Annotated in this window: 1 protein-coding gene; it reads right to left on the bottom strand. The window is 34.2% G+C overall.

Annotated features, from left to right (window positions below; translation table 11 throughout):
* On the bottom strand, positions 1–1,501 hold a 1,501-nt coding region (locus FWJ34_RS19330), incomplete at both ends, for a calcium-binding protein (protein ID WP_308256954.1).

Consider the following 1,501-nt stretch of genomic DNA (forward strand, 5'->3'; position numbering starts at 1 on the left):
AAGTTACTTCCTGTAATTTGGAATTTGTCCATTCCATAATACTTAACCCAATTAGTCTCATTGTTGCGACTTTCATCCCCATTACTATCGGCAAAAAGATAAGTTCCTGAATCATTTAAAAATTCATAACGAATACCGCCATTGGCGTTAGTATAGTCGATGACTAAAGTATCGATATATCCATCCACATTATAAGTGTTGGTATCTTCGTTGAAAAAATAATCTGTGGCTAACCCACCATAGACTAAATCTTTGCCTAATCCTGGATTGATCCAATCTTCGTCAACTCCTCCTGAGATGGTATCATTTCCGTTACCACCATAAAGTGTATCATAGCCATCATCTACATCCCCTGTGATATTATTTCCACCACTGATACTATCATCCCCATCATCACCATCATAAGCATCATCTTCCTCTGAACCTATAAAATTATCACTAGTAATAGTTCCGACATCGAAGACAAGATTATCTACATACAGAAAACTACTAGAAGTAAGATTTAGGGAAGTAACATCACGCACAATGGCAATAAGTTCATCAGGTTCACTACCTGCCTTATCTATGTATAACATTGTGTTGTTATTAGATATTGCTAAACGGTAATTAATCGCTGAACCCTTTAATTGGATAATATCTCCCTGACTAGGATTAAACTCCATAATATTGGCATAATTGGTAGCACCGTCAGTTGTTGTATTAAGATCATCGTAAGCAGAGCCATTAAAAATACCTAAAATAAATTTATCTGCACCAATTCCTCCTACAAGATAGTCAATTTCTGCTAATCCTTGATTAATATTGTTTTCATTGAATCCTTGTAATATATCATTACCATCGCCACCGTTTAAAGTGTCATTACCATCATTGCCAATAAGTTTGTTATTATTACTGTTACCGCTAATTATGTTATTAAGGTTGTTTCCAATACCAGTAATAGGCATTGTGCCTACTAGGTTTAATTGTTCAATATTTTCACCTAGTATATAGTTTACAGAAGATTCAACTATGTCTATTTCTGTGGAGAGATTTGAGGTTTCTTCAATCAAATCGTTTTCACTATCGATAATGTAAAAATCATTTCCACTACCACCTATTAATAAATCTGCTCCAATTCCACCGTTTAAAGTATCATTACCATCACCGCCATTAAGAACATTATTACCTATATTGCCTATTATTATATTATTAAAATTATTTCCAGTTCCAGCAATATCACTGACACCTGTGAGGGTTAAATTTTCAAGATAATTATCTAAAGTGTAAGTTATAGAAGATTCTACACTGTCTATTCCTTCATTATTATTCTCAACAATGCGATCACTTTCGTTATCTACAGTATATTTATCATCGCCAAAGCCACCAATTAGACTATCCGCTCCAAGATCACCCATCAGACTATCATTACCATTTCCTCCGATGAGAGTGTCATTACCATCACCACCATTAAGAATATTATTGCCTGTATTGCCTGTAATATTGTTGTTGAGAGTATTACCAG

The organism is Geminocystis sp. GBBB08 (assembly GCF_016743215.1).
Taxonomy (GTDB): Bacteria; Cyanobacteriota; Cyanobacteriia; order Cyanobacteriales; family Cyanobacteriaceae; genus Geminocystis.